Source organism: Nocardia sp. NPDC023852 (assembly GCF_040639505.1).
Taxonomy (GTDB): domain Bacteria; phylum Actinomycetota; class Actinomycetes; order Mycobacteriales; family Mycobacteriaceae; genus Nocardia.
This window is the reverse complement of sequence record NZ_JBFAAB010000005.1, coordinates 71,961-90,403: the sequence shown is the minus strand read 5'-3', so window position 1 is coordinate 90,403 and position 18,443 is coordinate 71,961. Positions and strand designations below refer to the sequence as shown.

At 66.4% G+C, this 18,443-nt stretch carries 13 protein-coding genes and 1 pseudogene; 2 read left to right on the top strand and 12 right to left on the bottom strand.

Features of this window, described 5'->3' with window-relative positions:
• Positions 1 to 51 precede the first annotated feature (51 nt).
• A pseudogene (locus AB0H00_RS11560) lies at positions 52 to 3,049 on the bottom strand (Tn3 family transposase).
• A gap of 349 nt (positions 3,050 to 3,398) precedes the next feature.
• Here AB0H00_RS11560 and phoU point away from each other — a divergent pair.
• The gene (gene phoU, locus AB0H00_RS11555; protein ID WP_357264624.1) at positions 3,399 to 4,061 is read left to right on the top strand and encodes a phosphate signaling complex protein PhoU; all 663 of its coding nucleotides are present in this window, start codon (positions 3,399 to 3,401) and stop codon (positions 4,059 to 4,061) included.
• Between the two features lie 173 nt (positions 4,062 to 4,234).
• On the opposite strand, the gene katG is transcribed toward phoU, so the two are convergent.
• Together katG and AB0H00_RS11545 are read right to left on the bottom strand one after the other, a co-directional pair.
• Positions 4,235 to 6,466 (bottom strand): catalase/peroxidase HPI, encoded by a 2,232-nt coding sequence (gene katG, locus AB0H00_RS11550; protein WP_357264621.1) that lies wholly within the window; start codon positions 6,464 to 6,466, stop codon positions 4,235 to 4,237.
• Positions 6,467 to 6,501: 35 nt separating this feature from the next.
• Positions 6,502 to 6,918, bottom strand: a complete 417-nt coding sequence (locus AB0H00_RS11545; RefSeq protein WP_357265084.1) for a Fur family transcriptional regulator — start codon at positions 6,916 to 6,918, stop codon at positions 6,502 to 6,504.
• A 236-nt stretch (positions 6,919 to 7,154) separates the two neighbouring features.
• Here AB0H00_RS11545 and AB0H00_RS11540 point away from each other — a divergent pair, with 236 nt between their 5' ends.
• Positions 7,155 to 7,721, top strand: coding sequence for a hemerythrin domain-containing protein (locus AB0H00_RS11540; protein ID WP_357264618.1), 567 nt, complete (start codon positions 7,155 to 7,157; stop codon positions 7,719 to 7,721).
• Positions 7,722 to 7,895: 174 nt separating this feature from the next.
• Here AB0H00_RS11540 and AB0H00_RS11535 read toward each other — a convergent pair whose 3' ends face one another.
• The 9 genes from AB0H00_RS11535 to AB0H00_RS11495 all read right to left on the bottom strand — a co-directional run bounded on the left by AB0H00_RS11535 (position 7,896) and on the right by AB0H00_RS11495 (position 18,364).
• Entirely contained in the window at positions 7,896 to 8,963 is a 1,068-nt protein-coding gene (locus AB0H00_RS11535; RefSeq protein WP_357264615.1) for an NAD-dependent epimerase/dehydratase family protein, read from the bottom strand.
• Positions 8,964 to 9,297: 334 nt separating this feature from the next.
• On the bottom strand, positions 9,298 to 10,623 hold the full coding sequence (locus AB0H00_RS11530; RefSeq protein ID WP_357264612.1) for a UDP-glucose/GDP-mannose dehydrogenase family protein: 1,326 nt from the start codon (positions 10,621 to 10,623) through the stop codon (positions 9,298 to 9,300).
• Positions 10,616 to 11,587 carry a glycosyltransferase family 9 protein gene (locus AB0H00_RS11525; protein WP_357264608.1) on the bottom strand — a complete coding sequence of 324 codons (972 nt, stop codon included), beginning with the start codon at positions 11,585 to 11,587 and terminating at the stop codon, positions 10,616 to 10,618. The genes AB0H00_RS11530 and AB0H00_RS11525 overlap by 8 nt, the downstream gene beginning before the upstream one ends.
• The gene (locus AB0H00_RS11520) at positions 11,557 to 12,246 is read right to left on the bottom strand and encodes an SDR family oxidoreductase (protein ID WP_357264605.1); all 690 of its coding nucleotides are present in this window, start codon (positions 12,244 to 12,246) and stop codon (positions 11,557 to 11,559) included. The genes AB0H00_RS11525 and AB0H00_RS11520 overlap by 31 nt, the downstream gene beginning before the upstream one ends.
• A 20-nt stretch (positions 12,247 to 12,266) precedes the next feature.
• Entirely contained in the window at positions 12,267 to 13,649 is a 1,383-nt protein-coding gene (locus tag AB0H00_RS11515) for a PfkB family carbohydrate kinase (RefSeq protein ID WP_357264602.1), read from the bottom strand.
• On the bottom strand, positions 13,646 to 14,209 hold the full coding sequence (locus AB0H00_RS11510; protein ID WP_357264599.1) for an SIS domain-containing protein: 564 nt from the start codon (positions 14,207 to 14,209) through the stop codon (positions 13,646 to 13,648). The genes AB0H00_RS11515 and AB0H00_RS11510 overlap by 4 nt, the downstream gene beginning before the upstream one ends.
• Complete coding sequence (locus tag AB0H00_RS11505; RefSeq protein ID WP_357264596.1) at positions 14,206 to 15,249, bottom strand: glycosyltransferase family 9 protein; 1,044 nt, start codon at positions 15,247 to 15,249, stop codon at positions 14,206 to 14,208. The genes AB0H00_RS11510 and AB0H00_RS11505 overlap by 4 nt, the downstream gene beginning before the upstream one ends.
• Entirely contained in the window at positions 15,246 to 16,745 is a 1,500-nt protein-coding gene (locus AB0H00_RS11500) for an HAD-IIIA family hydrolase (protein ID WP_357264593.1), read from the bottom strand. The genes AB0H00_RS11505 and AB0H00_RS11500 overlap by 4 nt, the downstream gene beginning before the upstream one ends.
• On the bottom strand, positions 16,742 to 18,364 hold the full coding sequence (locus AB0H00_RS11495) for a carbamoyltransferase C-terminal domain-containing protein (RefSeq protein ID WP_357264590.1): 1,623 nt from the start codon (positions 18,362 to 18,364) through the stop codon (positions 16,742 to 16,744). The genes AB0H00_RS11500 and AB0H00_RS11495 overlap by 4 nt, the downstream gene beginning before the upstream one ends.
• Positions 18,365 to 18,443: the final 79 nt, after the last annotated feature.

Sequence of the window (18,443 nt, the reverse complement as noted above, 5' to 3'; positions counted from 1 at the left end):
CGTTCGTGTGGGTTTCGAGTCGGCCGTGGCGGGCCCGTCGAGCAAACTGTCTCAGAACAGGGTGTCGCGGACCCGCAGCGGCGGGTAGCCAGCGGGGCCGAGCTGGGCGAGTTCGGCATCGATATCGACTTCGATCGCGCCGAAGAAGTTGATGTTCTCGCTGTGGGCCGGCGAGGTATGCGCCAGTACCTCGTCGTCGATGCGCCGTCCGGCGCGGCGCAACTGCTCGACTGCGAGTCCGTAATACTCGGTGGTCCAGGCGATGACGGCGTTCGTGGCCAGGGTCAGGCACCAGGCTTGTTCGGTCTGGCCCTCCAGATGACGGGCCCGGATCATGCCCTCGTGGGCATAGAGCATGTCCCGGCGCAGGGCGTGCAGGGACTCGCCCTTGTCGAGCTGACTGGACTTGCGCCGATAGTCAGGGTCGGACAGGTATTTCGCGGCGTAGATGGTGCGGCGCAGCGCCCCGTACTCCTTGAGCGCAGCCGCGAGTGCGTTCTGTCGGCCGGACGCGGACAGCTTGCCGACCAGCAGGGATGCGGTGGCATGCCAGAATTTCAGTGATCCGGCCAGCCGGAGCAGGTCGTCGTAGTGCTCGGCGACCAGATCCAGGTTCAGTTTCCGGGTCATCAGCGGGCCCGCGTACGGGAACCGGGCCTCGGTCTCGGCACGGGAACCCGGCCGGTACAGGGTGATCCGGCCCAGGTCCCGGATCCGGGGCGAGAGCTGCAACCCGAGCAGGTCGAACAGTCCGAAGTTCACCAGCGTGACGCCGTGGGTGTCGATGGCGTGTTCGGTGATCGGCAGATCGGTGGCGTTGCCGAGGATTTCGTCGAGCACGTAGTGCGCTTCCCGCTTCGTGGCGACGATGACCTTGGTGCCGTAGGTGGCGTGCTGATCGGTGACATGGGTGTAAGTGGACAGGCCCTCGCCTGCGAAGTAGCGGTTCAGCGCGCGGGCGGTGATCGACTTGCCGCGGGTCGGGAATCGCTGCCCATCCGATGAGGACAGGGTGCCGGCGCCGAATACCGCGGTCAGCGGCAACTTCTGGTGGTAGTCGATGATCGCCAGGTTCGCCGCCCGCAGCGTCTCCTCCCGCACATACCACTCGCTGGTCCAGGCCAGGATGTCGTAGGAGATGCCGGAGGCTTCGGCCATCCGGGTCAGCCCCAGGTTCGTCGAATAGGCCAGCAGCACCGCGATCAGATTCCGCTTCAGCTCTGGTGTGCGGGTTTGTTTGCCGGTTGCGTGGGCGAAGCAGCCCAGGTAGCCAGTGCGTTTGTCCAGCTCGATCAGCAAAGACACGATCGGCGCGAACGGCAGCATCTCCGTCAGTTCGGCCTTGAGCGCCTTCGCCTCCTCCGGCACCTCTTCCGCAGTCAGCGGCGAGATCACCAGATCCCCGTCCTCATCCAGGCGCACCGGTCCCTCGCCTTCGGCAGCACGGTTTCCAGCTCCCCGACCGCTTCGTGTAGTTCGTCGGTCGCGGTGGCCAGCGCTTGGGCGGGGTCGGCGGATTTGCCGACCAGGCGGCAGAATTCGACGCGTTGGGGCTCCCACTGCGCCGGGGTGAGCAGGTAGGCGGCCGGATCGGCATACCGGCGTGACCCCGGCACATACACATCCCCACTGCGCAGCCCGTCCCGCAGCCCCAGCAGCACACACAACTCCCAGTAGTGCCGGTAGGCGGTGGCGCTGCCCGATTTGCGTCGAGGTAGCCGCGCCACTTGGTCGGCACGAACCCGGCCGGAGCGTCGTCGAATACCTTGCGGCGGCCGGTGGCGTTGAGCTTTCGCAGCATGTCCACTGCGATCAGCAGCTCGGTCGCCACGGTACCGCCGGCGAACCGCACCGCCGACAACACCGCCGGAGTGAACTGCTGCAGATACGAATATGAGCCGTCCAGCGCCGCCAGATGCCCATGATCGCGCGGCAGCCGAGGCTTGGCCTGGGCGAGGGCGACCCGCAACCGCTCCCACCCGATCCGGTCACCACGTACTAGACCACCAACCGCCTCATCAGGAATCTACGGGTCGTTGATGATCGCCAGCAGCTCGTCCAGCAGAGCCTGACGGTCCTCTCCGGACTTACCGCGTTCGGCAAGTCCCTCGCGCATCCGGCGTTCGGCGGTGCTGAACTTCGTCGAGATGGCCTGGTCGAACAGCGCCACCGCCTCGTCGAGGACATCGGTGGCCGACTATGCCAGCACCGTCAGCAGGATCGGGTACCGGTGCTGCGGATCGCGGCGCTCCAGGGCCTGCGGGGTCAGGCGTCGGCCCATCGTAGCCAGAAACCGGCGCCGCTCCGCGGGCAGCACCGACAGGTCCACGGTGTCGGCACCCAGGTCGCGCAGGAATCCCAGCTTGTCGACCTCGGCCTTCACCGCCGTCGCGGAGGCTTCCACCGGCCCGGTCGACAGCCACCGCAACCGTGACACCCCGATCGACGGATCGATATTCAGCAGCGCGTCCAGCTCCGCGCACCGCTGCGGGGTGAACTCGTGGGCCAACCGGTCGTAGGTCTCGGCTTGGGCCTGGTGGCGGGCGTGCGCGACCCGCTCCACCACCGTCACCGGGCCCGGCCGGATCACCCGCGCCGAGATCAGATACTCACACGCCAGCCGGAACAACAACGTCGGCGAATCGTGCTCCATCGCCCGCGCAAGCAGGAACTCCTCCAGCTCCTTGAACTCCATCGCCCCGGCCGGGCGCCAGCCCAGATACTGTGCGGCCAGCCGCACATGCTCGGTACGAGTCTTCGCACGCCGACCATACGAGCCGATCTCCACCGGATCCACCCGCAACTGCTCGGCCAAACGGGCCACCGCCACCGGCGGGGCAGTCGTCAGCCGATCCGGAACAAACCCCAGCCACGGCAGCGTGCACAACGCGACAGCCAGGCCCAACCGGTCCGCCGGACCCCGGCCCGGATCCACGAACGCCAGGTCAGCCGGGGTCAACGCGAAATATCGGAACAACTCCTCACGACTGATCTCCGGGAACCCCCGCAGACGCTCCAGCTCCTCGTCCGCGAACACCCGCGTCGCCACGAACCCAAGCCTCCACCCGCGCCGAACAGCCTCATCGCCACCCAGCCAAGCACCAACCCGCCACATCCGCACCGCGAACACAAAAACCGGCCCCTACCAGCCAACTACCCCATATCCGCACGATTTTCGGCGAGTGCTACGGCGACCCCCCTCCGAAGGAAGGGGTGCGACGCGCACAAGCGGGTTCGATCGAGGATCGTGAGTCTGACAGGTCGAACTCGGCCGAGCTGGCTGACCGCCTCCGGTTGCGCCGACGATCCGACTGCTTGTGGCGGTCCAAATCTTGCCCGTCGCGCACAATGGCTTCGGGCCCGCCGACTTCCCACCGTCTGATGGGTCAGGATGAGTTATGCGGACTCGCTTTCATGAAAGCCTCGACGATCTCGCTGCGCAACTACACGCAATGTGCGTGCGTGACCGCGCCGCTATCGCCGCCGCGACGAACGCACTGCTGACCGCGGACGTGACGCAGGCCGAGCAGGCGATCGATATCTGCCGTGAGATCGACACCATGCGCGATGGCTGCGAACACACCGCAGTCACCTTGCTTGCTTTGCAAGCACCTGTGGCAAGCGAGCTGCGCCAAGTGGTCACCGCTATCCAACTCGTCGGCGATCTGACCCGGATGGGTGCCTTGGCCGACCACATCGCTGAGATCGCGCGGCGACGCCACCCCGATCACGCGGTACCGGAGCTGGTGCGCCCGATCGTGGCGCGGATGGGTGCGGCCGCGATAGCGATGGCCACCACCGCCGCCGCGGTGCTGAAGTCCCGGGATCCTGGCGACGCCGCCGCACTCGATGGTCAGGACGACACCATGGACCGCCTGCACCATGCCGTGCTGACGAGCATCCTGGCCGAAGATTGGGACGCCGGAACCACCGCAGCGGTCGACCTCGCTCTGCTCGGCCGCTACTACGAGCGTTTCGCCGACCACACCGTCCAGGTCGGGCGCCGCACCCTGTTCTTGGCCACCGGCACACATCCGACCGTCGACCATCACGAGAACTGACCGACAGTTCTGATCAGAACCATCCTTCGGACGGTCCGGGTGGCAAGCCGGGCGTTGATATGACCGGGGGAGGGCCAGGGACGAGGGCTCGGCCATCTGATCGGGCGGCCAGATGGGCGGCGATACTGTTCCAGGCCGGCCCTAAAGGGCCGGCCTGGAACCATCGATACAGATCAGGCGAGGTCGAATCGATCGTTGTCGACCACCTTGACCCACGCGGCGACGAAGTCGTTCACGAACTTCGTCTTTGCGTCGTGCTGCGCGTACACCTCGGCTATCGCACGGAGCACCGAGTGCGACCCGAAGATGAGGTCGTTGGCGGTGGCCGTCCACTTGGCCTGGCCGGAGGACCGGTCGAAACCTTCGTAGACGTTTTCCGTCGACTCGGACGCCTTCCACTCCGTGTTCTGGTCGAGGAGGTTGACGAAGAAGTCGTTCGTCAACACGCCCGGTCGGTCGGTGAACACGCCGTGCTTGCTGCCGCCATAGTTGGTATCCAAGGCGCGCAGGCCGCCGATCAGCACTGTCAGCTCCGGAGCCGTCACGTCCAGCAGGTACGCCCGCTCGAGCAGCAGGCGCTCCAGCGGAGCCTTCTCGCCGACTCGCACGTAGTTACGGAACCCGTCGGCCCGCGGTTCGAGCACCGCGAACGACTCCACATCGGTGTTCTCCTGCGATGCGTCCGTACGCCCCGGCGCGAATGGCACCGCGACGTCGTGCCCCGCATCTTTGGCCGCCTTCTCGACCGCGGCAGAACCGGCCAGAATGATCAAGTCCGCAAACGAGACTTTCTTGCCGCCAGGGGCTGAGCTGTTGAAGTCCTGCTGGATCTGCTCTAGCACCGGCAGTATCTTGGCCAGCTCGTCCGGCTCGTTGACCTCCCAGTCTTTCTGCGGCTCGAGTCGAATCCGAGCGCCGTTGGCACCGCCGCGCTTGTCGGTGCTACGGAAGCTCGCCGCCGATGACCAAGCGGTCTTGACCAGCTGCGCAACCGACAGGCCGGACTCGAGGATCTTGCTCTTCAGGGCCGCGATGTCCTGCTCGTCGATCAGCTCGTGGTCGACGGCGGGAACCGGATCCTGCCACAGCTGCGGCTCGGGAACCCGCGGCCCGAGGTAGCGGCTGATCGGACCCATGTCGCGGTGGAGCAGCTTGTACCACGCCTTGGCGAACGCCTCGGACAGCTCCTCGGGGTGATCCAACCAGCGACGTGTGATCTCCCGGTAGGTCGGGTCTTCCCGCAGCGCCAGGTCGGTGGTCAACATCGTCGGGGTGCGCGCCGGCCCACCGTACGGATCTGGGATTGCGCCCTCGCCGGCGCCGTCCTTCGCCTTCCACTGCCATGCCCCGGCGGGGCTCTTGGTCAGCTCCCACTCATAGCCGTACAGGTTTTGCAGGAAGCCGTTCCCCCACTTGGTCGGGGTGGACGTCCAGACGACCTCCAGGCCGCTGGTGATGGCGTCCTTACCCTTACCCGTGCCGTGGGCACTCTTCCAGCCGAGGCCTTGCTGCTGGATCGGGGCGCCTTCAGGTTCGGGACCTACCAGGTCGGCGTTGCCGGCACCGTGCGTCTTGCCGAAGCTGTGGCCGCCGACGATCAGTGCGGCGGTCTCTTCGTCGTTCATCGCCATGCGGCCGAACGTCTCCCGGATATCCCGTGCCGCGGCCACCGGATCCGGCTGACCATTGGGCCCTTCCGGGTTCACGTAGATCAGGCCCATCTGGACGGCGCCGAGAGGACTCGATAGCTCACGGTCACCGCTGTAGCGCTCGTCACCGAGCCAGGTGTCCTCTGGTCCCCAGAAGACCTCTTCCGGCTCCCAGATATCGGGGCGACCGAAACCGAAGCCGAAGGTCTTGAACCCCATCGACTCCAGGGCCACATTGCCGGCGAACACCAGCAGGTCGGCCCACGAGATCTTGTTGCCGTACTTCTGCTTGACCGGCCACAGCAGTCGACGAGCCTTGTCCAGGTTGGCGTTGTCCGGCCAGCTGTTGAGCGGCGCGAAGCGCTGGGCGCCCTGACCGCCGCCGCCGCGGCCGTCGGCGATGCGGTAGGTCCCCGCCGCGTGCCAGCTCAGCCGAATGAACAGGCCGCCGTAGTGGCCGTAGTCGGCCGGCCACCAGTCCTGCGAATTCGTCAGGACTGCTGTGACGTCGGCCTCGAGGGCATCGACGTCGAGTTTCTTGAACTCTTCGGCGTAGTCGAAGTCCTCACCTAGCGGGTTGGCCTTGGACGAGTGGGCATGCAGCACCGAGACATCGATCTGCTCCGGCCACCAGTCCGTGTTGGAGCGGGGGCGATGCTCCGTCTTCGGGGTGGGGGACGGGATCGCGGGGTTCTCGCTCTCGCTTGCGCTCTGAGTTTTGGTGTCAGGATTGGGCGGACGGCTATCGGATGACACAGGATTCCTTCCTGAATGAGTGATGTTGGCTGCGATCAAGGACGTGATCGGACAGGCTGTGATTCCGCACAGTCGGGACACATGCCCCAGTAGATGACCTCGGCCTCGTCGATCGAGAACCCGTGGTCATCGGACGCGGTCAAACATGGGGTCCCGCCGACGGCGCAGTCGACATCGGCGATCACCCCGCACGCCCGGCATACGACGTGGTGGTGATTGTCGCCGACCCGCGACTCGTAACGTGCCACGGAGCCGGACGGCTGAATACGCCGGACCAGGCCGGTGGCCGTAAGCGCGTTCAACGAGTCGTAGACCGTCTGGTGGGACACCTCGGGCAGATCGGACCTCACGGCGCGGATGATCGAATCCGTGTCGGCGTGCGGGTGGTCGTGCACCGCGCTCAGCACCGCGACCCGGGGACGGGTCACGCGCAGCGAAACTCCCCGCAGCATCTGCTGGAACTCCGAGGTTGTTGGCACGACCGCAAGTCTTGTCCGCTTTCTGGAATGAGTCAAGAGTCTGTTCGGAAGTCGCGCTGATCAGATTTCCCTTCGGCTCGCACCAGGCCGGGTAGGGGCGTGTTGACGATGAGACGCGTTTCGTGTGCCGCGACGCGGGAATGCGCTCTGCGAAAGCATCTGGACCCACAGAGACCGCGAGGCACGCCATCCTGGAAAGGAGAGCAAGCATGTCGCCTGCAACCATCAACTCGACCTCGGACGCTGTCGACTTCCTGATCGAGCAACACGAACGGATCCGGCAACTGTTCGTGGAAACTGCCCAGGCTTCCGATGCTAAGGCGCGCGAGAATAAATTCTTCGAGCTGCGACGCCTACTGGCAGTGCATGAGACCGCAGAGGAGGAGATCATCCACCCGCGTGCGCGCCGCGAGATCGGGGACGGCGCAGCCATCGTCGACGCACGCCTCGAGGAGGAGAACAAGGCGAAGAAGCAGCTGGCAGATCTCGAAGCGGTGGATGTCGACTCGGTCGAATTCGAGGTCAAGCTCGAGGGGCTGCGCCGGGCCGTGCTGGCGCACGCCCAACACGAGGAGAGCGAGGAGTTCAACCGCCTGCGCCAGGAACTGGATCCCGATGCCCTTCAGCGGATGCGCAGCACGGTCGAACTCGCCGAATCGATGGCACCGACCCGTCCGCATCCGGGCATCGAGTCCGCCACAGCCAACATGCTGGCCGGTCCGTTCGCCGCGATGATGGATCGCGCCAAAGACATGATCACCAAGCCGCGCCACTGAATAGGACACCTACACGACTCGGTGGCGCTCGGCACACCCATTCGCGCCACCGAGTCCGAACTCCGTATCGGGGTAGATGACGTGCGGCAGGAGACGGCTGTCCTGAAGTGAAGTGACTCGTCGCAGTGCGCATCGCAATCGCCGCACGCATGCCGAGCCGAAGGCGCCAGCGCCTCAGCTGTGCTGGTCGACCAGCTCTCGACCACCCGCCCCGGACAGGAATTCGCGCCATCGCCATGGTCCGCCCGCGTCTGCGGCCAGCGGTGGTGTGTCCTCGCCAGCGCCTGCGCGCAGGCCCGCCAGCAGTTGCCGGAGCGCTTCGACCGCGGTGTAGCGCGGCGCCCAACCCAGCTCGGACCGTGCTCGGCCGGTGTCCAGAAGCGGCAGGTGCATCACCGCGTCGAACAACTCCGGTGCTGCGGGCAACATTCGCGCGTGCCATCCCACTGCGAGCCCCGCACGTACGAGTGGGGGCGGCACCGCCACCACGCGGGCGTCGAACAACTCGGCCAAATGGGATCGGTCGATCACCGGCTCGGCGGCCAGATTGAACGGCCCGTGGGCGTCGGTCGTGACCGCCAGCGCGTACGCGTGACCGATGTCCTGACTGTGCACTGCCTGGAACCGCAGGCCCCGCGGGATGGGCACGATCGGCGCGAGCCCTGGGCGGATCAGCCGATTCGGGAAAAGCGGGCCGGCGAACAAGCGGCGCTGCTGGCTGGCGGTCCCTCGTCGGAAGATGAACGCCGGTCGCATCCGCACCAATCGACGGCCTGGGTTTTCGGCCGCAAAGCGGTCCAAAAGCCTTTCGACATAGGCTTTCTCACGCATGTATGCGGCGGGAGGCCAGCCGTCGGTCGGCCAGCTCTCCCGTACCAGCTGGTCGTCGTGACATGGGGAGTACGCACCGACTGACGAGGCGTATACCAATGCGGGGACCTGGGCCGCTGCCACGGCACGCAGCACGCGTTCCGTGCCGCCGACGTTCGCGCGCCAGGTGACCAAGGGTTGATGCGTCGGCTGGAACAACCATGCCAGGTGAACCACCACGTCGGCGCTGTGGAAACAGGATTCCAGGTCGTCGGTCCGCACATCGGCGCGCACCCATTCCACCCCCTCGCGGGGTCTTCCCGGTACACGTCGGGCAATCCCCACGATCGAACTGACCGCCGGTTCGTCCGACAGCGCCTCCAGCACGCTGGTTCCGACGTTCCCTGTCGCGCCGACGACAACAACTCGCATGTCCGGCTCCTTCGAGGTCGAGACTCGTCGGCGACATACCCGCCACTGTGGCGACGACACCCGATCAATCGACGCCGACCGCCTGGCCGTGCCGGCTCACGTCGGCGAACGGCCCGCAGTGCCGTCAACGATGCGCGTAGCCATCCGCCAGCAGCGCGACTCACCGACGCTGCGTTCCCGTCTGTGTGAGGGCGAGGGCGCCGCCGCGGATCAGTCCAGCCACGACTTTCCGAAGGCGACGAAGGGGGCGCGACGGTGGGTCGTCAATGGATAGGTGTGCCGAAGTTCGCCGGCTTGGGTAGGACATAAGACTTAAGGGCGTGCCGAACACCGTTCAGGTCCATCCGCCTCCGGAAGACCTTGCGGTGCCGGTGCCCAGCAAGGTGAAGCCGGTACCGCTCAGAAGGCGCTCATCGAGCAGGTTTCGGGTGTCCACGATCACGGCCTGATCGACGTCGGTCGCGAGCCTCGCCCAGTCGAGCGAACGGAACTCGGGCCACTCGGTGAGGATCACGATCGCGTCGGCGTCCTTCGCCACCAGATACGGGTCATTCATCACCCGAATGCCGTCGAGGTCGGGGCCGCCCGAGCCTGGGACGCACGGGTCGTAGGCAGTGACCGTAGCGTTGTGATGGGCAAGTTGCCGCGCGACCGCGACGGCGGGGGAGTCGCGCAGGTCCCCCGTCCCGGCCTTGAACGCGAGGCCGAGCACGCCGATCCGCGCACCCGACAGCGAGCCGTCGACCGCACCGGTGACCGCGCGGCGGATCTTGCGCATCACCATGGCGTGCTGATGGTCGTTGGCTCGGAGTGCGTCACGGACCATAGCGAAGTCCACCCCCGATGCCTCCGCAGCCCGCAAGAGGGCGCGCGTGTCCTTGGGCAGACAGGAGCCGCCCCAGCCGGGGCCGGGCGCGAGGAAGGCCGGACCGATCCGATCGTCCATTCCCATCGCGTTGGTGACCTTCGTAATATCGGCACCGACCCGTTCGCACAGTTCGGCGAGTGTGTTCACAAACGAGAGTTTGACCGCCAGAAACGCATTGCTGGCGTACTTCGCGAGTTCCGCGCTGGCCGAGTCCGATCGGAGCACCGGCGCGCCAGTTCCTGCGTACAGCGCCGCCACATGGTCGGCCGACTCCCGATCCTGCTCGGCCGCCCCGACGAGGACGCGGTCGGGGCGCAGGAAGTCCTCAACCGCGTGGCCCTCCCGGAGGAATTCGGGGTTGCTGATGACTGCCGTGCTCGCGAGACCGTACAGCGCGGGAATCCGGGCCGCCGTCCCCACCGGAACGGTGGACTTGGTGACGAGCACGCAATCAGGCGGCAGGACAGCGGACAACGTCTCGAGCGCGTCTTCGAGCATGCCCAGGTCGGCCGTACCACCGGTACCCATGGGTGTAGGAAGACACAACAGGACCACTTCGGATTCATGGAGCGCCCCTGGGTCCGACGTGAAGACGAGTCGGTTCTCCGAGAGCCCTTCCCGAACCAGTTCCGGTAAGCCAGGCTCGACGATCGAGACCGTACCCGCGCGAAGCGCCTCTACTTTGGACTCGTCATTGTCGACACAGACCACATGATGTCCTAAGTGGGCCAGGCAAGCGGCACTGGTAAGCCCCACGTAACCGGCACCTACCACCCCGACGCGACTACCCATGGCGCACCTTCTCTGCGAGCAACCCGGCCGCGGCCGTCAGCACATGCTCGGGTTGCACCATAAGCAGCCCGGGATCCGGATAGTCGGAATGCGGATCGCCGATGTTCCCGGCCCACAGCGTTACGTGTTGTTTCGTAGCGGCGGGCGGCCCCCACCGGTGCGGAGGCGTGGGGCCGAACAGCAGCACCGACGGTGTGCCGAAGGCGGTGGCGAGATGCCCAACGCCGGTGTCGCCGCACACGACCAGTGCCGCGTCGGCCACCAGTCCGGCGAGTTGTGCCAGGTCGGTGCGTCCCGCGTACACAGACGAAGGCGGTAAGCACGCTTTCTCGGCGACCACGTTCGCCAACGGTATTTCGCCACGCGTACCGGTGATCACCACCAAGTGGCCGTTGGCACTGAGTTCCCGTGCCACTCGGGCGAAACGTTCGGATGGCCAGCGACGTGCGGGATAGGCCGCGCCGGGATGGATCACGACCGCGTTCGACTCAGGGGCGGGCTCCGGTGGCTCGGGTAGCAGCAGCGCGCTTCGATCGGCGGCGATCCCTCCGTACTCCAGTAGTCGACACCAGCGATCCACCTCGTGCATGTCGTCGCGCCACTTCAGGCCGGGCAGCTCAGGGAAATCCGGATGGTGATGGGTCAGCAGTGAGTCTGGACGTTGGGACAGCAGATCACGGATGCTTTCCGGCCCTCTGCCATGCAAGTTGACCGCCAGCCTCGGCGGTGCGCCGTGCCATCGCAGCGCACCCAGTCCCGCGGTTGGCAGCAGTTCGTCGACCGCGTCGATGAGATCGACCAGATCCCGGAGCGCTTCCGGCGCGGCGAGCACCACCCGATCGTCCAGGTAGGCGTTTCTCAGTCCACGCAAGGCGGGCACGATGGTCAGCAGGTCGCCGAGCCCGAGTGCACGGAGCACGAGAATCGAGGGCGTCAAGGCCACGATCCCTCTTCCGATGCGCACACGACCATTTCCCTGATCTCACAGCCCGGCGGCTGACTGAGCGCGAAAACCACCGCTTTGGCGACATCCTGAGGTTGGTTGAGTTTCGCGTCGGGGGGTGGCTTGTACTGCTCGTCGCGGTCGTCGAAGAACGCCGTGTGCATTCCGCCCGGAATCAGCAAGGTCACCCCGACGCTGCCCGCTGTCTCGGCGGCAAGCGCCCTGGTAAAGCCGACGACGCCGAATTTCGAAGCGCAATAGGCTGTCGCGTCACCGACCGCTTTGATGCCCAACGTCGAAGCACAGGTCACCACCGTTCCTCTGCTTTTCCGCAAGGAAGGAAGGGCGGCACGTACGACGGCAACTGTGCCGAGCAGGTTGACCTGGACCACGTGTTCCCACTTCTTTGTGGGCACCTTGTCCAGTGGGCCGCAGACGTCGGTTCCGGCGGCGGTGAACACGCCATCGATTCGGCCGCCCGCGCGCTCGATGAGTTCGTGCACAGCTTGTTCGGCCGCGACGGTATCAGCGAGGTCGGCACGCAGAAAGTCGACGGGCGTCTCGGGCTGCACCCGGTCGATCACGTACGGGCGGCCCCCGTTTTCGCGTACAGCGGCAGTAACCGCCGCGCCGAGCCCGGAAGCGCCGCCGGTGATCAAGATATTGCCAAGGGTTCGCATCGCGCTCCTTCGTTCTCGTGTCAGTCGCGGGCCCGGGTCGCGGCGACCAGTTGTGATGTCGAGTAACCGCGAACCGTGGGGATCAGCGCGATCTCGCCGCCGTAACCGCGAACGACTTCGGCCTCGGGTAGGTCGGCGCCGGAGTAGTCGCCGCCCTTGACCCAGACATCGGGACGAAGGCGGTCCAGCAGTGCGCTCGGGGAGGATTCGTCGAACACAACGACGGCGTCTACAGAGGACAATTCGATGAGGAGCCGGGCGCGGTCACGTGCGGTGACGATCGGGCGGCGCGGCCCTTTCAGGCGCCGCACCGACGCATCGGAGTTGAGGCAGACCACCAACCCGTCGCCCATGGCTCGAGCCTGGCGCAGCAAGCTCACATGGCCCGGGTGTAGCAGATCGAAACAGCCGCCAGTGGCGACGAGTCTGCCGCCACGCGACCTGATTCTTTCCGCCACTTCGAACGCCGACCCGCCCGCTTCCGCGGTGCCGGCCTTCGCGACAGCGGCGCTGTCGCACGTGGATAACGTGGCGGCGCCGCCTGCCGCGACGAACCTGGCCGCCGCGTCCACGGCGTGCGACACCGCATCGGCCACCGTGGACCCATCGAAAAGTGCGGCGGTCGCTGCCGACGCGAATCGGTCGCCTGCGCCGCAAGTATCGGAACCGACGTGGCCCGCGATTCGTACCTCGGCGGGCACGGGCACCGTGGCGAGCCGCTTCCCATTGGCGAGGACCGCCCCGCCCGATCCGGTGGTGACCGCAACGGAATCCGCGGCCCACTCGTCACGAAGTATCTTCGCCAACTCATCGGGTTCGGCGTATCCGGGCGCGAATTGGCGCGCCTCTCTCATGTTCGGCGAGACCAGCGACGCACCAGGCGTCGGTGCCGGGCCGCGCGGGTGTGGATCCCACACCACCGGTATGGACCGGGCCAGCTCGGTCAGTAGGCGTCGGATCCGCGGATGTGCGGCGACGCCTCGGCCATAGTCCGCGACAAGGATCGCGCCGGCCGCCCGCAGCGTCCTGGTGACCGAAGCACTCACCGGACCGCCATCCGCTGTCCCGTCACCGGTGTCCAGCCGCAGCAGCGACTGACCGGCGGCGCGGATACGGGTCTTTCGTACCGTCTCGCCGCGCAGCAGCATCGGAACCACTTGAACGTGCTGGTCGAGCAGCCGCGCAAGGGTTCGTCCGTCGTGGTCGTCGGTAGTCGCCGTGATGAGCGAAACCTCGGCGACCGACTGTGCGGCCAGAGCCGCGGCCAGACCAGCACCGCCCGGCCGTATCCACTGGCGTTCCACGTCCACCACAGGCACAGGCGCTTCGGGAGACAACCGGTCCGCGACACCCTCGATGTCGACATCGAGAATGGTGTCGCCGACCACGACCAACGGCTTCACGTGGGTATCCCCAGTGCGTCGTCGAGCGCCGAACACAGGGAATGCACCAAGACCAGATGCACTTCCTGCACCGTGGCGGTGCTGGGTGCCTCCACGGACACCGCGTCATCGCACAGTGCCGCGAGTGGATTGGGCGCGGGCCCGGTCATAGCCCAAGTGGTGACGCCGATGTCCCGCGCCGCTTTCGCCGCAGCCACTACGTTCTGGCTGGTACCACTGGTGGACAACAAGATGAGGACATCATCGGGCCTGCCATGCGCCCGGACCTGACGCGCGAACAGTTCGGTTTCGCCGTAGTCGTTCACGATCGCGGTGCCTGCCGAGGTGTCGGCGTGCAACGCGATCGCCGACAGCGGGCGCCGCTCGTTGCGGAAGCGGCCGACCAGTTCCCCGGTCAGGTGCTGGGCTTCGGCGGCGCTGCCACCGTTGCCGCACGCGAGCAATCTGCCACCGTTGTCGAGCACTCCCGCGAGGTCACGGCCCCACCTGCGGATATTCGGTGCGTAGCAACTGGTGCGCTCCAGTGCTGTACACAAAGCCTCGAAATGCTCCTCGATCACGACACACCTCCTATCCGCAGACGCTCACACCTGCCTGCACCGAGTTCTTCCGCCACCATGACAACGTGATCCGGGGTGATCGAGTCGAGGCACGGGTGCCCCACAACCGGGCACTCACGGGCCCTGCTGCCCCGGCACGGCGCGCGTTGGTCACCGAGCATGGCCACCGGCACTCCGTATGGCGCCCACCGCTCGGCGGGCACGACCGGTGCGAAGAGAGAAACCACCGGTGTTCCGACGGCCGCGGCGAGATGCGCCGGACCAGTATTGGGTGCCACCACGACGCTCGCGTCGCGGAGCACAGCGGCGAGCTCGGGCAGGGTGGTGGCTCCGCCGAGGTCGATGGCGTGTCCGCCGGCAACAGCACCGGTGAGCGGTCGGTCGGAGGGAGCGCCGGTCACGATCACTCGGTGACCGGCGCTCGTCAGTGCGGCGACGATGGCCGCCGACTGGGACGACGACGGCTGCCGCGCCGGTACCGAGGCGGCCGGATGCACCACCACGTAACCCGGTTCGCCGGTCAGGCTACCGACCTTCGACAACGGCTGTCTGACGGCGAGTTTCCCGTCGTCACCAGGCGGTAGTCGGAAACCGGCCGATTCGGCGAGCGAAAGCGCGCGTTCCGCTTCGGGCGGATCGCCTTCGACGCGATGGCGCAGATCCAGTAACGAACCGGGGTAGTCGTCTGAGATCGCGCCGATCCAAGGAACACCGGCCATCCTGAGCAGAAGCGCCAGCGGCAGTGGCGACTGGTGAAATGATGTGAGGATCAATGCCAGATCCACGTCGAGTGCGCGGATCTGGTCGATGAACGCGTTGGTGCTTGCCGGGGAGACCGAGGGCGGTTCCGGGTCGATCCATGGCGCACACCAGGTCAAAACCTGTTCCACACCCGGCAAGAGGTCAGCGCCGGCACGACCTCGAGGCCCAGCCAACAGCGTCACCGAGTCGACGTGCGCTGCTACCGCACGCACGCATGGCCCCGCCAGCAGCACATCGCCGAAGTTGTCCATGCGTGCCACCAGCGCCCGGCCTGTCATGGCACACCAGCCATCGCCAGCTGTACGGCTTCGGCCAGGTCTTGCGCCACGGCCGCTTCGTGACGCGCGCGGTGCACCTCTTCGGGGCGGGTTCTCGCCGTTGGTACCAGAATCCCGCGGGCGCCCGCGGACATCGCGGCGGCGACATCGGCGCCGGTGTCGCCGATGAGCACACACCTGCCGACGTCGACGCCGAGTTCCGCCGCTGCCCGTCGAATCAGGCCAGGCTCAGGTTTGCGGCACGCGCAGCCCTCTCCTTCGCCGTGCACACACACCTGCCACGTCGCGAATGGTCCGAGCAATTCCTCGACCCGGGAATTCACTGCGGCGAGCTGTTCGGTGCTGATCAATCCCCTCGCGACACCGGACTGGTTGCTCACTATGCCGAGCTGGATGCCAGCCGCGCGCACCATTCGCAGCGCGTCGACGGCCCCCGGCACCGGCTGAACCTTGGTGGGGTCGGCAAGGTAAGGGACATCGACGATGAGGGTGTCGTCCCGGTCGAACAGCAACGCTAGCGGTGAAGTGTGGGTCGCGTGCCGGTGGCGCAGCTCACCGAGCAGGCGGTGCCAGCACGCAGCCGGTGGAATCAGCACACTGCTCACCGTCATTCTGCCGATTTCGCCGGGTGTGCGGGGCCCGGGCGCGATACGGCGCGCGGCGAATTCAGCGGTCAGCGTCGTCCAGACTGCCGCGAATGCGAGGGCCGTGCGGTTGCGGCCAGCAAAGCCGAGCGTCATGGCGACAGTTGCCGCAGCCGTCGTGAGCGCGTGGCGGGGGAGGAGTCCGTCGTCTTCGCCGATGCGCTGACGCCACCGAGCGCCATACTTTCGGCGCAGCAACGCGTTGTCGGCGTTCCCGCGTTGTGCTCGCACACTGGCCATAGGCCCCGATGCGCGGATCGGGTGGTGAGTGAGCCGTTGCCCGGGCACGATGCTGTAACCAGCGAGGCAGACCCGGATCGCAAGATCGGCGTCCTCTCGAAATGCCCTCGGGAATCGTTCATCGAAGCCACCGACCGCGGCAAGCGCGGACCGGCGGTAGGCCATGTCCGCTGTGATCCACCGCGCGGTGGCCAGTCGTGCGGTTCCTCGTTCGTCGTCGGTCGGTCGGCGGTGCTTTGGCAGCGGAACCTCGATACGGGCTGTGGAAGCCCCCGTTTTCTCATCGAGACCGTGCAGGTCATCGGCCAAGCGGGCAGGCCAATCGGACGTGGTGACCACATCGTCATCGAGGAAGGCGATCCAAGTGCCGGCCGCGCGTTGCCAACCGGCATTCCTCGCCGCGGCGGGTCCGCGGCCACCCGAGCGGATGACCTGCACCGGAGGCAGTGTGTTGGGCAGATGGAGTTCCCCACCGCTGGGCCGGTCGTCTACCACGATGATTTCCCGTGGCTTCGGACCGGCCGCGGTGTCGAGCGAATCGAGCAGCAACCGCAGGCTTTCCCGGCCCGTAGTCGGAATCACGATGCTGTAGTCCACGAGGTGGCCGTTCATGAGCGACGCACCAGAAATGAGCCGATGGCGACCAGATCGATTGGGGCGGAACCGAAGCACTCGAGGGCGTCGCGGGGCGAATCGACCATCGGCCTGCCCGCGGTATTCAGACTCGTGTTGACCACCACGGGCAATCCCGTGCGCCTGTCGAACTCCGACAACATGCTTGCCAGGACAGGGTTATCCGCGGGATCGACGGTTTGAACCCGCGCGGTGCCGTCCACATGTGTCACGGCGGGGATACGTGCACGCCACGCCGGGGCGACATCGTGGACGAACAGCATGTACGGACTCGGCAACGGTCCGCGTCCGAAAATCTCGGATGCCCTGTCGGCGAGCACCATTGGTGCGAGTGGCCGAAACTGTTCTCGCCCCTTCACATCGTTGAGGCGTTCGAGATTCGCCAACCGACCAGGATGCGCAAGTAGCGAACGATGCCCGAGCGCGCGGGGGCCGAATTCGGCCCGGCCCTGGAACCAGGCCACCACCTGATCCTCCGCGAGCGCTTGTGCCACTTCGGCCGCGATGTCTTCGGATTTCGTGTACCTGACCTTCGCCGTGCGGAGAACAGTTTCCAGCTCCGGGTCCGTCCATTCGCGGCCGAGGTCGGCTCCCCGCATCGGAGTGGCACGCTCACCGAACTCGGCCGCCAATTGCAGCGCGGCACCCAGTGCGGTGCCCGCGTCACCCGCCGCCGGCTGCACCCAGATCCGTTCGTAGGGACCTTCGGCGTGGAGCCGGGTATTGGCCACGCAGTTCAGCGCGATGCCACCGGCCAGCGTGAGGTTCCGCTGTCCGGTCTGACGATGCAGCCAGGAAGTCAACTCCAACAACACGTCCTCGAGTCGTCGTTGAACACTCGCGGCCAGGTCGGCATGGTCTGGGCCGAGCTCACCGCCGGTCACGGCGGGTGCGAAGCATTGCCAATCCACGGGTTCGGTTCGGAAACCACCGTCACCGGTGGAATACAACAGTTCTCGGAACCGGTCGAGAAACCGTGGCGTGCCGTAGGAGGCGAGGGCCATCACCTTGTATTCGTCACTCGACCGGGCGAAGCCGAGATGTTCGGTGAGATCTTCGTACATCAGCCCGAGTGAGTGCGGCAACTGCTGTGACGCCAACTCCACGAACTTGCCGTCTCGGTATTCTCCCGCGAGATAGGAATGGCTTTCGCCGCGTCCATCGGCCACCAAGACCGCCGAGTCACCCAACGGCGCCGCGAGCGCTGCGGACGCGGCGTGCGCCACGTGATGTCGGACGAAGCGCACGATCGTGGGATCGAGGCCGGGCAATGCGGCCTCGAGGAAAGCAGGCGCCCTGCGGGCGTAGTCCGTTCGGGTTTCTTCGCTTTTTCGGTCGAGACCACCGAGCGAATGATCGACCAGCCGAGGGTCATAGGAGTAGCCCACCGCGTCGAGCTGATCAGGACGTATTCCCGCTCGGTCCAGGCACCATGCGGCCGCTTGCTCGGGCAGCTCCCACGCGGAGAAGGGCACCGGCCGCTTGCCGTGCTTGCGACGTGTGAATCGCTCTTCCTCGGCGGCCGCGACGATCTCGCCGTCCACGATCACAGCAGCAGCAGGATCGTGGAATACCGCGTTGATTCCAAGAATGCGCACGGGCCGCCTTTCTACTCGAGATGCGGGACCTGTCGGTCTGCCCGCTGACATATGTGACGCGCTACCCGCTGAATTGGCG

What these genes read in the sequence shown, in the direction of transcription:
- phoU (WP_357264624.1), top strand. Translation starts at nt 3,399, where the DNA reads ATGCGGACTCGCTTTCATGAAAGCCTCGACGATCTCGCTGCGCAACTA.
- AB0H00_RS11545 (WP_357265084.1), bottom strand. Translation starts at nt 6,918, where the DNA reads ATGCTGCGGGGAGTTTCGCTGCGCGTGACCCGTCCCCGGGTCGCGGTG.
- AB0H00_RS11540 (WP_357264618.1), top strand. Translation starts at nt 7,155, where the DNA reads ATGTCGCCTGCAACCATCAACTCGACCTCGGACGCTGTCGACTTCCTG.
- AB0H00_RS11535 (WP_357264615.1), bottom strand. Translation starts at nt 8,963, where the DNA reads ATGCGAGTTGTTGTCGTCGGCGCGACAGGGAACGTCGGAACCAGCGTG.
- AB0H00_RS11530 (WP_357264612.1), bottom strand. Translation starts at nt 10,623, where the DNA reads ATGGGTAGTCGCGTCGGGGTGGTAGGTGCCGGTTACGTGGGGCTTACC.
- AB0H00_RS11520 (WP_357264605.1), bottom strand. Translation starts at nt 12,246, where the DNA reads ATGCGAACCCTTGGCAATATCTTGATCACCGGCGGCGCTTCCGGGCTC.
- AB0H00_RS11505 (WP_357264596.1), bottom strand. Translation starts at nt 15,249, where the DNA reads ATGACAGGCCGGGCGCTGGTGGCACGCATGGACAACTTCGGCGATGTG.
- AB0H00_RS11500 (WP_357264593.1), bottom strand. Translation starts at nt 16,745, where the DNA reads ATGAACGGCCACCTCGTGGACTACAGCATCGTGATTCCGACTACGGGC.